This window comes from Pseudomonas sp. Irchel 3A18 (genome assembly GCF_900187465.1).
In the GTDB taxonomy this organism is placed as follows: domain Bacteria; phylum Pseudomonadota; class Gammaproteobacteria; order Pseudomonadales; family Pseudomonadaceae; genus Aquipseudomonas; species Aquipseudomonas cichorii.
Window position 1 is genome coordinate 53,565 of record NZ_FYDI01000021.1, and the last position, 15,802, is coordinate 69,366.

General features: G+C 59.0%; 14 protein-coding genes. 6 read left to right on the top strand and 8 right to left on the bottom strand.

Annotated elements, in window-relative coordinates; translation table 11 throughout:
- Positions 1-63: 63 nt before the first annotated feature.
- Positions 64-561, top strand: a complete 498-nt coding sequence (locus CKW23_RS27035; RefSeq protein ID WP_256590486.1) for a hypothetical protein — start codon at positions 64-66, stop codon at positions 559-561.
- Between the two features lie 23 nt (positions 562-584).
- Here the strand turns inward: CKW23_RS27035 and CKW23_RS24695 are convergent, their stop codons facing one another.
- The 3 genes from CKW23_RS24695 to CKW23_RS24705 form a co-directional block, all read right to left on the bottom strand.
- Positions 585-1,229 (bottom strand): helix-turn-helix domain-containing protein, encoded by a 645-nt coding sequence (locus tag CKW23_RS24695; RefSeq protein WP_095068541.1) that lies wholly within the window; start codon positions 1,227-1,229, stop codon positions 585-587.
- 333 nt (positions 1,230-1,562) lie between these two features.
- Positions 1,563-3,710, bottom strand: a complete 2,148-nt coding sequence (locus CKW23_RS24700; protein WP_095068543.1) for a TonB-dependent receptor — start codon at positions 3,708-3,710, stop codon at positions 1,563-1,565.
- A 175-nt stretch (positions 3,711-3,885) separates the two neighbouring features.
- Positions 3,886-4,845, bottom strand: a complete 960-nt coding sequence (locus CKW23_RS24705; RefSeq protein WP_095068545.1) for a D-isomer specific 2-hydroxyacid dehydrogenase family protein — start codon at positions 4,843-4,845, stop codon at positions 3,886-3,888.
- Positions 4,846-5,078: 233 nt separating this feature from the next.
- On the opposite strand from CKW23_RS24705, the gene CKW23_RS24710 reads away from it, so the two are divergent.
- The gene (locus tag CKW23_RS24710) at positions 5,079-6,044 is read left to right on the top strand and encodes an ABC transporter substrate-binding protein (protein WP_095068547.1); all 966 of its coding nucleotides are present in this window, start codon (positions 5,079-5,081) and stop codon (positions 6,042-6,044) included.
- 113 nt (positions 6,045-6,157) lie between these two features.
- On the opposite strand, the gene CKW23_RS24715 is transcribed toward CKW23_RS24710, so the two are convergent.
- Genes CKW23_RS24715 through CKW23_RS24725 form a run of 3 tightly spaced genes read right to left on the bottom strand, consistent with a single transcriptional unit; the run spans position 6,158 to position 7,918 of the window.
- Entirely contained in the window at positions 6,158-6,547 is a 390-nt protein-coding gene (locus tag CKW23_RS24715; RefSeq protein ID WP_095068549.1) for a DUF1330 domain-containing protein, read from the bottom strand.
- 32 nt (positions 6,548-6,579) lie between these two features.
- Positions 6,580-6,969: a putative quinol monooxygenase gene (locus tag CKW23_RS24720; protein ID WP_095068551.1), complete on the bottom strand. Its 390-nt coding sequence runs from the start codon at positions 6,967-6,969 to the stop codon at positions 6,580-6,582.
- 43 nt (positions 6,970-7,012) lie between these two features.
- Positions 7,013-7,918 carry a LysR family transcriptional regulator gene (locus CKW23_RS24725; protein ID WP_095068553.1) on the bottom strand — a complete coding sequence of 302 codons (906 nt, stop codon included), beginning with the start codon at positions 7,916-7,918 and terminating at the stop codon, positions 7,013-7,015.
- Positions 7,919-8,102: 184 nt separating this feature from the next.
- Here CKW23_RS24725 and CKW23_RS24730 point away from each other — a divergent pair, with 184 nt between their 5' ends.
- The 4 genes from CKW23_RS24730 to CKW23_RS24745 all read left to right on the top strand — a co-directional run bounded on the left by CKW23_RS24730 (position 8,103) and on the right by CKW23_RS24745 (position 11,884).
- Positions 8,103-8,672 carry a flavodoxin family protein gene (locus CKW23_RS24730; RefSeq protein WP_095068555.1) on the top strand — a complete coding sequence of 190 codons (570 nt, stop codon included), beginning with the start codon at positions 8,103-8,105 and terminating at the stop codon, positions 8,670-8,672.
- A 174-nt stretch (positions 8,673-8,846) separates the two neighbouring features.
- On the top strand, positions 8,847-9,587 hold the full coding sequence (locus CKW23_RS24735; protein ID WP_025260349.1) for an SDR family oxidoreductase: 741 nt from the start codon (positions 8,847-8,849) through the stop codon (positions 9,585-9,587).
- A gap of 17 nt (positions 9,588-9,604) precedes the next feature.
- Complete coding sequence (locus tag CKW23_RS24740) at positions 9,605-9,940, top strand: putative quinol monooxygenase (RefSeq protein ID WP_038400447.1); 336 nt, start codon at positions 9,605-9,607, stop codon at positions 9,938-9,940.
- Between the two features lie 90 nt (positions 9,941-10,030).
- Positions 10,031-11,884 carry a monovalent cation:proton antiporter-2 (CPA2) family protein gene (locus CKW23_RS24745; protein ID WP_095068557.1) on the top strand — a complete coding sequence of 618 codons (1,854 nt, stop codon included), beginning with the start codon at positions 10,031-10,033 and terminating at the stop codon, positions 11,882-11,884.
- A 224-nt stretch (positions 11,885-12,108) separates the two neighbouring features.
- Here CKW23_RS24745 and CKW23_RS24750 read toward each other — a convergent pair whose 3' ends face one another.
- Together CKW23_RS24750 and CKW23_RS24755 are read right to left on the bottom strand one after the other, a co-directional pair.
- Positions 12,109-13,476: a cytochrome c gene (locus tag CKW23_RS24750; RefSeq protein WP_025260346.1), complete on the bottom strand. Its 1,368-nt coding sequence runs from the start codon at positions 13,474-13,476 to the stop codon at positions 12,109-12,111.
- 16 nt (positions 13,477-13,492) lie between these two features.
- The gene (locus CKW23_RS24755; RefSeq protein ID WP_025260345.1) at positions 13,493-15,760 is read right to left on the bottom strand and encodes a xanthine dehydrogenase family protein molybdopterin-binding subunit; all 2,268 of its coding nucleotides are present in this window, start codon (positions 15,758-15,760) and stop codon (positions 13,493-13,495) included.
- Positions 15,761-15,802: the final 42 nt, after the last annotated feature.

A 15,802-nucleotide genomic window follows, 5' to 3' on the forward strand; every position in this document is an offset into this window, starting at 1 on the left:
TTGAGCCTAGAATCGGCCCCATCAGCTCCACACCCTATCGTCAAAATTGAAGAGGATTTCACCATGATGAACGCGATGCAGATGCCAATGAGCGCCAACATGCCGATGGTGCCAATGATGGGCATGCCGATGATGATGGCGACCATGACTTGCAAAATGGTCGAAGACGGCATGATGTGCACCATGAAGCCGGCGGCTGGCATGGACATGGCCATGTTCAAGAACAACGCTGAAATGATGCAGATGATGATGAACTGCGGCATGCCGGTCATGATGCAGTGCGCCAACATGTCGATGATGTGCATGTCTGAAGCTGCGATGGCAATGTCGATGAACATGCCGATGATGTCGATGCCGATGATGGGCATGCCGATGATGAAATGCATGATGGAGTGCACCATGATGGCTGACGGCATGACCTGCAAGATGATGCCGATGGCTGGCATGAGCATGGACATGATGAACAACTGCTGCATGCTGATGATGAAAATGATGAACGACTGCAGCATGCCGATGATGATGAGCTGCAACGGCATGCCGATGATGTGCTGCACCTGCTGATCTGATACGGGACGCCGCGAACCTCAGTCGCGGCGCTCGGGGTGGGTGACCACCAGATAAGCCACCGCCTCACTGTCTACCGGATTTCGGTAGCGGTGTGGCTGGTCTGCATAGAACATGATCGAATCACCCGTGGATAGCAGGAAGCGCTCCTCGTTCACGCTGATCTCCAGCGCACCCTGCGCGACCACCAGATTCTCCTGCACGCCCGGGCCATGCTCGGCGGAATGTTCCTCCCCCAGCGGGCTGATCCGCAACTCATAGAATTCAACATGACGCGATGTGTCGTACGGGTAAAGTGCACGGCTGATAAAGTCGCCGCTGGGACTGACCAGGCGTTTGCTGTCGCGTGCCGGCATTACGGTCACACCTTCGCATTCGCGGTTTTCCAGAAAGGCTGCAACCGAAACCCTGACAGCCTTGGCGATCTTGAACAGTACCTTGATCGACGGCACGCTGCGCCCGGACTCGATCTGTGCCAGCATCGCCCGGCTCACCCCGCTCAATCTTGCCAGGGCATCCAGCGATAACTGGCGTTTGCTGCGCAGGCGTTGCAGGTTCTGTGCGACGCGCGAACCGATAAGGTCGTCTTCGTTGGTGGCCGTCTCTTGGGCAAGGTCCAGAGGTGTGTCAATCGATGTTGCCAGAAAACGGTCCGATGTCGTCATGGCGTTACGCTTGGCGAGGTGTTTTCGGCGATGCGAGACCCTCGCTCCCCGGTTGTATCGCAATTCCTGCCTGATGCGCGTACATCGCCCACATCATACGGCCCAACTGCTGTGCATGTTTGCGTTTGCGATACAGGCTCAAATCGACGATATGTGCGGAGTGGCTCATGGGGAAATCCTTGTTTGCGAAGCGGGGCATGGGTTGAGACTAAGGGCTTTTTTATAGAACGATAAATACTTTGTTTTCATGTGGTGATTCGTTTCTGGAATAAGAGGTTTCAGCGCTGCCTGCATCGATATTCGGGTGTCGATGCAGGCCGGTCACGCTTTCGATTACAGGTCGTAACGCACGCTCAGGGTGAGGGTGCGTGGGTCGTTGACTGCGTAATACGCTGTGCTGCTGGCCGCTGAATAGGCAATGCTCTGCGGGTAGGCGCGGTTGAGCAGGTTCTTCACCGCCAGGGTGGTGGTCCAATGGCCATCGCCGCTGCTGTAGCTGGTGTTGGCGTTCCAGAAGCTCTGCTGAGGCACTTCGTAGATATCGCCATTTACGGCATTGGCGTAGGACTTGGTCTGGAACTGCCAGTCGGTGCCCGCCACCAGTGCACCCGGCAAATTGACCGGCACTGTCCAGTTCAGGCCCAGGGATGCGTTCCAGCGGGGTGCGAAGACCATCCAGTTGCCATCGGCATCGACCCCCGCACCGGCGGCGTTCTTGAAGTCGTCGTACTGGGCCTTGAGGTAACCCAGGTTGGCGGTCAGGGTCAGGTCGCGGCTGAGCAGTGCGGTGTTTTCCAGCTCGAGGCCATAACTGTGGGCGCTGCCGACATTGGTGCGCAGGTTGGCGCTGATGGCCGGGTCCCAGGCGTTGGTCTGCAGGTCGCGATAGTCGTTGTAGAACAGTGCGATATTGCTGCGCAGGCGACCTGCGAGGTAATCGCCCTTGAAGCCGGTTTCATAGGTAATCACGTTCTCCGGTTCAAAACCCTGCAGCGCCGCGGCCTGGGTGGGTGCGCGGTTGTCGAAGCCGCCTGCCTTGAAGCCTTTGGCCACGTAACCGTATTGGGTCAGGCTGTCGCTCCAGGTGTATTCCAGGCCTACTTTCGGGCTCAGGGAAGCCCAACTGTCGCTGGTTTCGGCATTGAAATTGAGACCGGTGATCTCGCGAGCGGTGGTGATCCGGTAGTTCTTGTAATCGAAGTTCTTGTGTTCGCTGGTATAGCGCAACCCGGCGGTCAATGAGAGGCGCGGTGTCAGTTTGTAGTTGCCCTGGCCATAGACGGCGTAGCTTTCGGTGTCAGTGGTGCTGTACTGGCCGCTGGCATTGACCCGGTCGGCAGCGACCGAATAGGTCAGGCTGTCGCGTTCGGCGCGGAAGCGCTCTTTATAGAGGTAGACGCCGAGGGTGTAGTTGAAACGCTCATAGTCGCCATTGAGCTGGAATTCCTGAGTGGCGTAGCGCTGCTTGTAGTGGATCAGGTTGTTTTGCACCGGCGCAGCGTTGCCACTGTTGGCCTCGCCCGAGTTGTCGTAGTCCACGGGCTGATCGAAAGCCGACCAGCCGGTGACCGACTTGAAGTTCAGGTGATCGTCGAAGGTGTAGATGGCCCGCAGCACGGCGCTGCCCTGATCGAGGCGGTTCTTCGGGTCGAGGCTGCTATAGGTCTTGAACTTGTCGAAGCGGCCGGTGGCCGGGTCGAATGGCGTGTAGCTGGTGGTGTCGCCACGGTCGAAGGTGCCTGCCAGGGTCAGTTGTGTGTCCCAGGGCGAGTCCAGCGGTGCCAGGCGCAACTTGCCTCGATAGGACTGGATGTCGACATTGTTCACATCGGTATCCCGGGTGCGGTTGCGCACGGTGCCATCGCGACTCAGGCGCAGCGCGGAAAAACTGCCGAACAGAGTGTTGTCCACCAACGGTCCGCTGATCAGCAGGCGGCTGCTTTGAGCGTTGTAAGTCCCTGCGCCAAGTTCAACGAAGCCCCGGGTTTCCTGGCTCGGGTCGCGTGTGATCACACGGATCGCCCCGGCCGCGCTGTTGCGTCCATACAAAGTACCTTGGGGGCCGCGCAACACTTCGACGCGCTCGACATCGTTGAAGTCGAGCATCGAGGAAATCGCCCGGGGGATGTACAGGTCGTCGGCGTATACCGCGACGGCGGCTTCCTGGATCGGGTCGGTTTCACCGATGCCGCGAATGCTGTAGGTCTGTGCGCTATAGGAGATCGACTGGCGGTTGAGAGTCAGGTTCGGCACCCGTCCTGAGAGGTCGCGGATATTGTTGATCTGCTGGTCGCGCAGGGTGTTTTCGTCGAAGGCGCTGATCGCCAGCGGGGTTTTCTGCAGGTTCTCCTGACGGTGTTCGGCGGTGACGGTCACGCTGGGCAGGCGCTCTTCCGGCAGCGGATCGCTGGCGGCGAAGGCACTCAGGGGCAAGGACAGCACGAGCGGGGAAATGCGGTAACGCAAGGTCGGTTTGGCCATGGACGAAGTTCCTGACGGTCAACATGCTCGGTTGGTGTGTTTAACCTGCAGCCGTCCACGCAAACGCACGAGAGCCGGGGAGGGTGCAGGAATCCTGTGCCTCCGCCGGGTCGGGGTCGGTCAGTCTGTAAAGGGGCAGTGCTTTTTCAGGGTGTGGCGTGGTGTGTAGCGAGTTTCAGTAACCGCGCTGATGATCCACCAGATTGTTCAGGGCCAGGCCCTGGCGGTAGCGCTTGAAGTTCTCGACGAAATCATCGACGAAGCCGTTAACACCGTCAGTGGACAGTGCGCAGGTATGCGGCGAGATAAACACCCGTGGGTCGCTGTACAGCGGATGGCCAGCCGGCAATGGCTCGGGTTCGGTCACATCCAGCGTAGCGCGGCCAATCCATCCGGCTTCAAGGGCTTCGAGCAGCGCCTGCTGATCGAGCAATCCGCCACGGGCGATATTGATCAGGTGCAGGCCGGGTCTGGAACTGGCCAGTATTTCACTATTGATCAGGCCACGGGTCTGGGCAGTCAGGGGCGCAGCCAGCACCAGATGGTCGGATTCGGCAAACAGGTGATGGAGGTTTTCGGCCACTTCAACATGGGGTAGCCCGGTCAATGGCTGCTCAGGCCGACCCAGGGCAATCACGCGCATACCCAGTGCCGTGGCTTTGGTCGCGAGGCTGCGGCCGATGCTGCCCAGCCCGAGAATCCCCAGGGTACGGCCACGCACCGGTTGTAACTGGCTGAAGCTCCAGTCGTCATCCTTGACCCAGATATCCGGCAGGCGCTTGGCTGCGGAAAAGATGGCCGCCAGTGCGAACTCGGCGACCTGTTCAGCGTTGCTGCCTTTGCCGCTGGTAACCGGTGGTCCCTGAAACAGCCAGTCGGGATAGAAGTCTATGCCCGAAGACACCAGTTGCACCCAGCGCAGCGACCAGGGCCAGCCACGCGGCGGCTCATCCACTCGGCGGCCACGCACATTGACCGGGCGCAGGATCACAACATCCGCCCGTTCGGCATTGAACTGATCGGGCGTCAGGTCCAGTACCCGGTGCCCGGGCAATTGCCGACGGAGCAGTTCGTTGGACTGGGCATCCAGTTGGCTGGCGATCACGCTGACAGTGGTAGCAGAAGGTTGATTCATCAGGCACTCATCACAGGAAACACGGGGGAATGCCCAGATTGGGCGATGCTTATGACCGTATTCTTGGTAATGACTGCTGTAAAATTCTTTTTCGATATAAGCTAATGGCGATAATTAAAAATATACGCATATTAGGTTATGACTAAAATGCATTTCACTGATTATTTGCTTGCCGGTACAGTCATCCTCCAGAACCTGACCACAGGCTACCTCAGCCACGGAGAATGTCCGCGATGCCCCTTTTTGCAAGAATCCTGGCGCTAGGCGCCGCCCTGCTGCTGGCAGGCCCGACCCTGGCCGAACAACGTATTGAACTGCGCATCGGCGACCAGAAGGGCAATATGCGCGCCCAGCTGGAAGCTGCCGACGCCCTGCGTGATCTGCCGTATGACATTCGCTGGGCGGAGTTTCCGGCCGCCGCACCGCTGGCCGAAGCCTTGAATGCCGGAGCGGTGGACGCTGGCATCATCGGTGATGCACCGTTGTTGTTTGCGCTGGCTTCCGGGGCGCGGGTCAAGGCCATCGCCGTAGACAAATCCGATGCTTACGGCACGGCGGTGCTGGTCGAGCCCAAGTCATCGTTGCAAACGGCGGCGGACCTGAAAGGCAAGCGTATTGCCACCGGGCGTGGCTCGATTGGTCACCACATCGCGCTCAAGGCCTTGGCCTCTGCCGGTTTGAGCGAGAAGGACGTGGAGTTCCGTTTCCTCGGGCCGGTGGACGCCAAGGTTGCACTGGCCAATGGTTCGGTGGATGCCTGGGCTACATGGGAGCCCTACACCGCGCTGGCTGAACTCAGCGGTCAGGGCAGGGTGCTGGTCAATGGTCGCGGGTTGTCCAGCGGCAACAGTTTCCTGGCCGCTACCGACAAGGCACTGGCTGACCCGGCCCGTCGCGAAGCGTTGCAGGATTATCTGGTACGGCTGGCCAATGCGCAGATCTGGGCTTACCAGAACCTCGACAGCTATTCAAAAACCCTGGCGCAGATCATTGGCTTTCCCCAAGAGGCAGCGCGCTTGCAATTCGAGCGCCGGAAACTGAGCTGGCAGGCCGTGGATGCCAAAACCATCACCGAACAACAGGAAACCGCCGACTTCTATCAGGCCCATGGTTTGATCGCCAAGCCACTGGACGTCAAACCAACTTTCGCGACAGGTTTTGTACTGCCTGCGACTGATGCGGTGACGCAGAATCCTTGATTCACACCATCCGGGCAAGAGCGAATCGGGCGGTACTCCGCTCATTCGCGAAGGGCCAGTACATTCCATAAAAATTCATCGCCTGGAATGCTGTCTCGCGAATGAATTCGCTCCTACTGGGGTAGGGGCGGTTGTATTCCCTGCACGATGTAAACGTTGGTTTTGCCTGCCTTATGGCGGATCGGTTTGATCACTTCATACGCTGGCGAGCGGTACCACGCCCGTGCCTGCTCGATGTTGTCGAACGCGATGACGACCATTCTTCCCATGGGTTTTTCACCCTCCAGAGCATCGACCTCTCCACCGCGCACGATGAAGCGCCCGCCAAAGGGTTTGAAGGTGTCTTCGACCCGATCGCTATAAGGTTTGATGGCCCCCGGTGTGGTGGGCTCGAATTCGGCGACGTAGTACGCCAGAGGTTTGGCCGGTGCAGGCGTTTGTGCGAATGCCGCACTCATGGCAAGGCTGGTAACGGCCAGCGTCAGGCAGGCAAGTTTCTTCATGTGGTTCTCCAGGTGATAAACCGCTTGATGATTTATTTCGCGCTCAGTTGCACCGGTGTCGTCTCAATCAGCTTGCGCGAGACAATCATTGCCTTGGTTGCTTCTACATAGTGTTTGAAATGCGCAGAGGCGATATGCGACTTGTAGGCCTGCTCGTCGGCATAGATTTCAAAGAAGTGGAGCTTGTGAGGCTGATCCTTCTCGGCCACGGAGTAAATGGCGAGCACGCCCGGTTCGTCCCGTGCGGAAATTTCCATCTCTTCCTTGACGATCTGTGAGTAGCGTTCCAGTTGCTGCGGATCGATTTCAAGCTGTGCGACACGCACCACCACCGAAGGCGGGAATTGTTGTGCATGGGCCCAGCCTGATGCCAGCAGGCAAAGCGTCATGGAGCAGGTGGAAAACAAACGGCGAAGTTTCATGGTCGGTCCTTGATGTCATGGGTGGGGAGCTGGCTTGGGTGATTCAAAGGAGCATCATCTCCGGTAGGCGGGTTGCGAGCACGTCGATGAGATGGCGCAGTCGCTTGGGCATCTGCCGCATTTGCGGCCAGACGGCATGGCAATCCATGGTTGTAGGCGGGTGGTTTTCCAGAAGCTGGACGATTGCGCCCGAGCGCAGACGATCACGTACCAGCCAGGAAGGCAGCCAGCCGATCCCCATTCCGGCTTCGACTGCATCGGCGATTGAAGACAGATCATTCAGCCGGATGCGCGGCGCAAGGGACAAGTTCTTGAGTTGGCCATCCATGTCGAAAACCGGCCAGGTCTGGGTGTAATCGCGTCGGTGATACAGAATCGCTTTGTGATCCATCAACTGCGCGATGGTGCGTGGATGCCCTTTTTCCGCCAGATAAGCCGGCGATGCACACAACAGTTTCTGTTGTACGGCCAGGTGCTGGGCTTGCAGGCCGTTCAACTGTGACAGTGGGCCAAAACGGATTGCCAGGTCGAAACCTTCTGCGATCAGGTCAACCGACTGGTCGGACAGGTGCAGATCAAGTTCCAGTTTTGGATGTTCACGCGCCTGTTCCATCAGCAGCGGGGTCGCACAATGTTGGCCGAACAGGGCGGGCATGGTCACGCGCATGCGGCCGGCAATCTCGTGCATGCCGGATTCGATCAGGGACTGGGCTGAGCGGACTTCTTCCAGTGCGCGCAGGCAATGCTCGTAATAAAGCTGACCATCCTCGGTCAGGCTTTGGGTGCGTGTGGTGCGATGGAACAGACGCACCCCCAGCCGTTCTTCTACACGGGCAATCGCTTTGCCCACCGCAGAGCGTGTCAGCGCTAACTGCTGTGCAGTACGCGCAAAACCGCCTGCATTGACCACTTCAACGAACAGGGCAATGCCATCCAGAGGATCTCTCATACATTCTCGGCTCTCAATTGGTGCCTATGGTTCTACTTAAAGAGGAATAAATATCGGCAATGGTGATTATTACTCTACTATAAACTTCCTTCCCGTGGCTATTGGCGCTTGCACGGAGCCAGTACAGCGACTTGTCATCGTCGTTTTTTCTTTCTCTCCATGGCTTAAGAAGGATTCATGAAGCATGTTGATTTCCATCGTTTATGACAGTGGCTGGGGGCACACCGCCAGGCAGGCTCAGAGTGTGGCCGAGGGCGTGCGCCGGGTTGACGGTGCCGAGGCCCGGTTGATCGCGCTGGCCGAAGGCTCGATAGCCTGGGATGTGCTTGAGGCCAGTGATGCAATCATTTTTGGCTCGCCCACCTACAACGGTGCTCCCAGCGCCCGCTTCAAGCAGTTCTGCGAGGACTCCACCCGGCTTGCCTGGAATGATTTGAAGTGGGGCAACAAGGTTGCCGCCGGCTTTACGAATTCGGGTGCGCAAAACGGCGACAAACTGCATTCGCTGATTTCCATGGCGCTGTTTGCCGCTCAACACGGGATGTTGTGGGTAGGGCTCGACTTGAAGCCGGGTAACAACATCAGCACAGGCAGCGAACAGGATCTCAACCGACTGGGTAGCTGGCTGGGCGCGATGGCGCAATCCAACGGCGATCAGGGACCGGATGACGCCCCCATCAACAGTGATCTGCAAACCGCTGCCTACCTGGGCCAGCGCGTGGCCGAAACAGTGCGCCGATTTCAGCCGGTCTGACCCGTCACTTCAATAGGCGAGCTCTCCCATGAAACTACGTTGTCTCGATGTTCCACAGCCCGGTGCCAGCCTGGAAAAGTACCAACCCCACATGCCTGATACGGATCAGCCACATTACGTCACGCCTGCCTGTCAGCGATGCCGAGCGGCGTGATCTGACTCAAGGAGAAAAACATGGTGCAAGAAATCAACAACAAGGTCGTTGTCATCACCGGTGCCAGCAGTGGCCTGGGCGCAGAGACGGCGCGACATCTTGTGCAAGCCGGGGCTAACGTTGTGCTCGGGGCGCGCAGGCTGGATCGCTTGCAGGCGCTTGCCAGGGAATTGGGGCTTGGCGACGAGAGCATCGTGCAGACCGATGTCGTCGATCATGGCCAGGTGCAGGCACTGGTGGCGCGTGCTGTTGAAATACATGGCCGCATCGATGTGCTGATCAACAATGCTGGCGTGATGCCGCTCTCGCCACTGGAAATGCAGCGCGTCGAGGAATGGGATCAGACCATCGACGTGAATATCAAGGGCGTGCTGTATGGCATCTCTGCTGCGTTGCCTTATATGAAAGAACAGAAAAGCGGGCAGATCATCAATGTCTCGTCGGTGGCCGGGCATATCGTGAGCCCAGGGGGCGTTGTGTACAGCGCTAGCAAGTTTGCCGTGCGGGCGATTTCCGAAGGCCTGCGCCAGGAAGTCAAACCATACAACATCCGTTCCACCATCCTTTCCCCTGGCGCGGTAGATACCGAGCTGCCTGCTTCTACCAAGGCCGAGGGCATGGCGCAGGCCATGCACAGTTTCTACGAACACAATGCGATTCCTGCCAGCAGCTTTGCTCGCTGTGTGCTGTTCGCCATCAGCCAGCCTGAAGAAGTCGACATCAACGAAATCGTCTTCCGCCCGACGCGGCAGGCGTTTTGATCGAGGAGGGGATGGGCATGATTGATTCAAGTCAACCCGCCCCACCAGACCGCCCGCCACTTGTGCGCATTGCGCGGATCGAGGTTGATCCCGCAAAGCTTGATGAGTATCGGACAGCCTCCCGAACAATAGTGGAGGCTTCGGGTGAGCTGGAGCCTGGGGTGATTGCTTTCTATGCCCTTGAAGTGCGTGAGGTGCCAGGCCGCTTCTTCGTGGTCGAGGTGTACCGGGATGCCGAAGCTTATTGCGCTCATCTGGATTCTCCTCATTTCAAGGCCTACAAATCCACAGTGGCGCACATGGTCCGGTCTCTTGAACTGATCGATACCGACGTTGTGGCCATTGCTTCATGACAAGGGAGGCATACATAGCATGATGCTGTTTTTGTTCACTAATCCGGCTTCTGCAACCTTCCTGCCGCCCGATGGACAGGGGGCGCAGGCATGACGGTCGATGCACTGTTTCATGCCTTTCTCTATCTGTGCGCGGGCGTGCTGGCTGTACCTGTCGCCAAACGGCTTGGGTTGGGCTCGGTATTGGGGTATCTGATCGCCGGGATCATCATTGGCCCGCTACTGGGGCTGGTGGGTGCCGAGGCGGAGCGCTTGCAGCATTTCGCCGAATTCGGTGTCGTGATGATGCTTTTTCTGGTCGGCCTTGAACTGCAACCGCAGCAGTTGTGGGACATGCGTCATCGGCTGTTAGGGCTTGGTGGCTTGCAGGTACTGTTGACCACTTTGGCGGTCTGGGGCACCGCTGTTGCCATGGGCGTGGAATGGAAAACGGCGCTGGCCATCGGCCTGATTGCGACGGCTTCCTCCACGGCCATTGCGTTGCAGACCCTTGATGAGAAGCGCCTGCTTGACAGCGATGGCGGCCGGGCAAGTTTTTCGGTGTTGCTGTTTCAGGACATCTCCGTGATTCCTATGCTGGCGTTGCTGCCATTGCTGGTCGTTCCCGGTCTTCTCACCGGTAGCGAGGCCGAAGTCGCTCATGGCTCCAGCACGACCTTGCTCACCGGGTTACCGGGCTGGATGATCGGGCTGGTCACGCTCCTGGCTGTTGCTTCGGTGGTGGTCGGAGGGCACTACCTGACGCGACCTTTGTTTCGCTTTATCGCCACGGCGCAAATGCGCGAAATCTTCACGGCCAGTGCGCTGTTGCTCGTGGTAGGCACTGCACTGCTCATGAGCCTGGTCGGTCTGTCGCCTGCGTTGGGGACCTTTCTCGCCGGTGTCGTGCTCGCCAACAGCGAATATCGGCATGAACTGGAAAGCGATATCGGGCCGTTCAAGGGGCTGCTGCTGGGGTTATTTTTTATAACAGTCGGCGCAAGTATCGACTTCGCCTTGCTGTTTGAACATCTTGGGCTGGTTGTCGGTTTGACCTTGCTGTTGATTGTCATCAAAGCACTGGTGCTCTGGGTGATTGGTAGTCTGTTCCGGCTTCGAGGCATGGATCGATGGCTGCTGGCGCTGGGCCTGGCGCAAAGCGGTGAGTTTGCTTTTGTCCTGCTGTCCTTCAGCGTGGGCGGTGGTGTGCTGGCGCAAGACATGGCCGAGCTTCTGCTGTTGGTTGTGGCGCTTTCGATGCTCTGTGCACCGCTGTTATTCGTTTTTCTGGAACGGGTGATCCTGCCGCGTCAGGCAAAAAAACAGGCCCGAGAGGCTGATGCCATCGATGACGAGGGCGTGGTCATCATTGCCGGGTGCGGGCGTTTTGGGCAGATCGTCAATCGCCTTTTGCACGCCAATGGCTATAGCACGGTGGTTCTGGACATCAGCGCCGAGGTGGTTGAAACCCTGGCGCGATTTGACGTCAAGACGTTCTTCGGCGATGCGTCGCGTCCGGATCTTCTGGAAGCGGCGGGCCTGATGAAAGCGCGCCTGCTGGTGGTTGCCATTGACGATCGCGCCCGTGCGTTGACCATTGTCCGCTATGCCAAGCGGGTGCGTCCCGATTTGCATGTGGTGGCTCGGGCTTATGATCGTCTGCATGTCTATGACCTGTTCAAGGCCGGGTGCGACGAGATTATCCGCGAAACCTTCGACAGCGCCGTGCGTGCAGGTCGCAACTCGCTGGAGGCGTTGGGTATGGAGCCCGGCGAGGCGCAAAAGACTGCTGATGCCTTCGTCAAGGGTGATCGTCATGCGCTATGGATGCTTGCTCAACTGTACGACCCGCAGATCCCTCCGGCAGAGAACCCACCGTACGTGGCAATGGTGAAACAGGTTCATCAGGAAGAGGCGGAGCAGATGATGGGCAGGCGCAGGGCTTCAAACGAAGCACCTCTTTAACGCGGGATTCATCAGTCAAGGTCATGGATCATTTGGTGGGAGGCAGCTTGCTGGCGACTTCAGTGTACAGACGCAGAATATCGACCGGTTTCACAGGCCTTTTCGCCAGCAAGCAGCCTCCCTCACGTTTTGTTTGTGCCTTCACTGATCGGCATGAGGATTATGCGGGCCTTTTTCGCGAATGAATTCGCTCCTTCAGGAGCGGACTCATCCGCGAAGAGGCTTTACCGCATCTGCAAGATGATCACATTACTGCTGGCCGGATTCGTCCGTTCGCGAAGATCCTGCACATCCTTCACGCTGACCGGGCCGCCCTTGTTACCCCAGGAAGTGCGGATAAAAGTCAGGACGTCTGCGGTTTCCTGATCCGAGAGCTGATTGCGGAACGGCGGCATGCGATAGGCATCCGGTACGCCATCCGCAACGATACGTCCCGACCCGTTCAGGGTGACGTTGATCGACGATGCATGTTCCTTCGCCAGTGAGGATGAGGCGCCTGCCAGAGGCGGGACCCATTCTCCCTGTCCACGTCCGTCCGGGCCGTGACAGGAGCTGCATTTGGCCATGTAGGTGCTTGCTCCCGGAACCTTCAACTGCTCGCTGACCGTCAGGTTGGCATTGGATTTCGCATCGTATTGCCATGGCTCGCCGTCACGCTTGGGATCCCCCGGCAGCGACTTGAGGTAGTGCGCCACGGCCTTCAGGTCTTCGTCAGTCATGTACTGCGTGGAGTTGTTGAACACGTCGGTCATCGAGCCGAAAACAACGGCATGCTGATTGCGACCTGTCTTGAGGAAGCGTGCGATGTCTTCCTCGCTCCAGCGGCCAAGCCCGGTGTTTGGGTCGTTGCGCAGGCTGGGCGCATACCAGCCATCCAGAAGTGCGCCGGAAACGAACGCCGGGCTGCGTTCGTCCAGTGCTTTCTCGTTCATGGCAAGGCCACGCGGTGTGTGACAACTGCCGCAATGCCCAGGGCCTTGAACAATGTAGGCACCGCGAAGCCACAGCGGGTCTTTTGCGGTTTCAGCCTTTATATAGCTTCCAGAGTCGGTGAAGACCGTGTTCCACAACGCCAGGGGCCAGCGCATGCTCAGTGGCCACGGGATTTCGCTCGGCTGGTTTTCCTGTTTGACGGGTTTTACGCCCTGCATGAAGTAGGCATAGAGCGCGCGTATATCGTCCTGGCTGAGCTTTTCATAGGACGGATAAGGCATCGCCGGGTAAAGCCGATGGCCGTCACGGGCCACGCCCAGGCGCAATGCCCGGTCGAATTCTGCCAGGTTGTAGTTGCCGATCCCGGTTTCCTTGTCGGGCGTGATGTTGGTGGCAAAGATCGATCCCAATGGGGTGGCCATCTCCAGACCGCCAGCGAAGGGCGCACTGTTGGGGGTGCTGTGGCAGGCCACGCAGTCGCTGAGCCGGGCAACGTATTCGCCACGCTGGATCAGCTCCGCTGGCGCAGTCTGAGGGCTGGCCACGCCATCGAAGGGCGAGGCGGGTGTGCGTGTCACGAACCAGGCTACGCCGGCTGCCGCCACGACACTCACCGGCACCAGGATGGCAGCAACTTTCTTGAGTCTGCTTGTTGTCATCTGTGATCCCTAGGCGTCAGGCTTGTTGGTCTTTGAAGGTGTACCGAGACAGCGGCATGCTGCGAATCCGCTGGCCAGTCAGCCTGGCGACCGCATTGGCCACGGCTGGCGGAACGGCGGGCAACGGCGGTTCGCCGATGCCGCCCATTTTCGCGCCGCTTTCGATGATCTTTACATGCACACGGGGCATGCGATCAGGTGGCAGGATCGGATACATGTCGTAGTTGCGGGCGGCGGGGATGCCGTTCTCGTACACCGCTTCTTCAAGCAAGACCTGTGAAAGCCCAAGCGCGACGGCACCGTTGACCTGGGCTTCGATGATGCCAGGGTTGACGATGCTGCCTGGATCGATGGCCTGCCAGATGTCGTGCACCTTGACCTGGCCATTCTTGATCGAAACCTCCGCGATGACCGCCGCTTCAGTGCCGAAAGGCGACGCCATGGCAACGCCACGGGCACGGAGGGTTCCATCTTCAGCCTTGAACGGGCCGCGCTTCCAGCCACCGGCCAGATCGCCGACGGCGTGCAGCAGGTGGGTCAACCGCTCGTTGCCTTTGAGCAAGTGCAGGCGCAGCTCGTAAGGGTCCTGACCGCCTTTGTCTGCCAACTCGTCGAGGAAGGTTTCATACAGGAAATCGTTCATCGAGTTGCCGACCGAGCGCCAGTAACCCAGCATGACCGGGCTCTTTACATACAACTGGGCAATCCTGCGATTGGGGATCGAATAAACCTTGCCGGCCAGCCCTTCAAGGGCCGTGGGGTCAATTTTCTCTCCCTGTTTGTTGCTGATGGCTTCGGTTGGACCTTCGGTGGCGCTTACGGCTTCCAGCGCGACAGGCATGCCTTTGGCATCGAGTCCGCCACGGAAGCGCACGACGGCCATGGGGCGCAGCACATCGCGCAGGAACTCTTCTTCGCGACTCCAGATCAGTTTGATCGGACGCCCGACTTCCTTGGCCAACTGGATGGCTTGGGGGTAGGGCGAGGCACTGTTGTAGAGGAAGTGCCTGCCGAAGAAGCCGCCCAGTACCGGCGAATGAAGTTTGATCTGCGACGGCTCAAGGCCTGTTCTCTTGGCCACGTCGGCCAGAAACAGGTCCGGCGCCTGGTTGGGCAGCCACAGATCCAGCGTGCCGTCCGGGTTGAAACGCGCCAGTGCAGAAGGCGGTTCCAGCTGTGCATGATGGACAAACTGGCTGTAATAAGTAGCGCTGACAACGGTATGAGCGCTGTCCAGCGCCTTGCCAGCTTCGCCGACCACTTCGTCGTCCTTGCCTGCGCCCGGCTCGTTGGCCAGTCGTTCGCTGAAAGCCGCGGTGGAGAAGTCCGCCGGCATGTAGCGCAGGTCCGAGTCGGGGCCTGGCTCTTTCCAGTCGACCTGTACGGCTTCTACTGCACGTTTGGCCGTCCACCAGCGCTCCGCCACGACAGCCACGGCACCCGGCAGACGATGCACGGAGTGAACGCCTTTCATGGCCTTGATCTGGTCTTCGTTGCGGATGGAACCGACCGTCAGGCCGAGTCGCGGAGCGTGTTGTACGGCCGCGTGGAGCATGTCATCGACACTGCAATCGATGGTGTAGAGGGTCTTGCCTGTAGACTTTTCGTGGCCGTCCAGGCGTTTTACCGACTTGCCGATCCAGCGGAACTGGCTTGGGTCCTTGAGCTTGACGCTGTCCGGATCGGGTACTGGCAGGTCCATGGCGCGCGAGGCCAGTTCGCCGTAACTCAGCGTCCTGCCCGAGGCCGCATGAACGACCTGGCCAGGCTGGGTGGTCAGTTCGCTGACCGGCACGCCGAGCCGTTCCGAGCCCGCCTGCAACAACATCGCCCGCGTCAAGGCGCCGAGCCGACGCATGGTGGGGTAGCTCATGCGCACCGACATGCTGCCGCCGGTGATCCGCATGCCGTTGCTCAGGACCACATACTCGCTGCCGGGAGAGGCGTTTTCCACGATAAAGGTGGACGGATCTGCGTCCAGTTCTTCACCGACAATCTGCGCCATGGCGGTAAAAATGCCCTGGCCGCCTTCGATGAAAGGACTCTGCAACCGGATCGTGTTGTCCGGGCGAATTTCGAGAAAGGCGGGGACTCGCGTGCCCGGAACCTCTGCGGCCACTCGGGCCTGGGCGCGGGCCTGGCCCATCGGCAGGCCGAAGCCGAGAACCAGGGCGCCTGCCATGGTGCCGGCCGATGCAACCAGGAAGCGACGCCGAGAAATATTGATCGCTTCCCCTGTCGGAAACGCCTCGCTTGTGTCGGGACTGTCCGCCAACTTTGTCATTATGATTTCCTCTGGATTCCATCCCTTTCAAGACGCATCCAC